Genomic DNA, 859 nt, shown 5'->3' with positions numbered 1-859 from the left:
CGTTGGTGATCAGGCGGATTATCTTGCCGGTCTGGATGCGCACGGCGATCTCGCGCACCGGATCGGTCATGGGATTGCGGCGCGTGGCCGCCATGCGCTGCGGCAGAAATCCGATGCGGTCGCACAGGATATCGCCGTCTTCCGAAACTGCCTGCTCAGCCGTCACGACAAGGTGGGTATGGCTCTTGAAGCGGGAAACGAAGCGACAGCCCCTGGCATCGAGATCGGCCCACCAGGCAAAGGAATAATATCCAAGATCAAAGACATAGGTCACGCCCGGTTCGATCGGCATCGCCTTGGCCGGGGTGATGTCGTTGACCCTTTGGCTGGTGACGACGGCATCGAGGGGGACGTCGGCATGCGGGTCGTAAGCGACGTGCAGCTTGACGGCCTGCTTGCCTTTGACCGTATCGGCCCAGCCGCTGCTGAGCGGGGATAACTGGATCCGTGTGGCATCGAGGATGCGCACGGCATCGGCCACATGACGGCGCGTGCGGCGGCTGGCACAGGCAGCCATGTGGCCGAACAATTCCGCAAACACCGCCGCCGGCCTTTTGGCATTGGCGTCGGCCAGGGTCGAGCGGGCCGGGCGCTTGGCGCCCAAATGATAGAGACGGGCTTCATGGCTCATCAGCCCCGCCTCGATCTCACGCAAGGACCCCGCCCCCGAGAGCTGCCCGAACGCGAGCGCCAGGAACTGGCTCTTCGTATCGAGCCGCCTGACGCGGCGGTCGGCCTTGTGCTTATCCACAAGCCCGTCGAACACCCCCCAGGGAATATGCTTCAGGACACCGTGAAAAACGCTATTCTCGTGGCGCATGATATTGATCTCCCGCTCGTGTCCAGAACGCCGCGAAAC

At 63.1% G+C, this 859-nt stretch carries 1 protein-coding gene; it reads right to left on the bottom strand.

Going from position 1 to position 859, the window contains the following annotated elements:
* Window positions 1–820 (bottom strand): IS4 family transposase (locus IEX53_RS23625; RefSeq protein WP_188826612.1); only part of this gene is annotated, 820 nt, incomplete at its 3' end.
* Window positions 821–859: the final 39 nt, after the last annotated feature.

It is taken from the genome of Paramesorhizobium endophyticum, assembly GCF_014640615.1.
Lineage (GTDB): Bacteria > Pseudomonadota > Alphaproteobacteria > Rhizobiales > Rhizobiaceae > Paramesorhizobium > Paramesorhizobium endophyticum.
The sequence above is the reverse complement of the archived record's forward strand: the minus strand, read 5'-3'. Positions and strand labels throughout refer to the sequence as shown.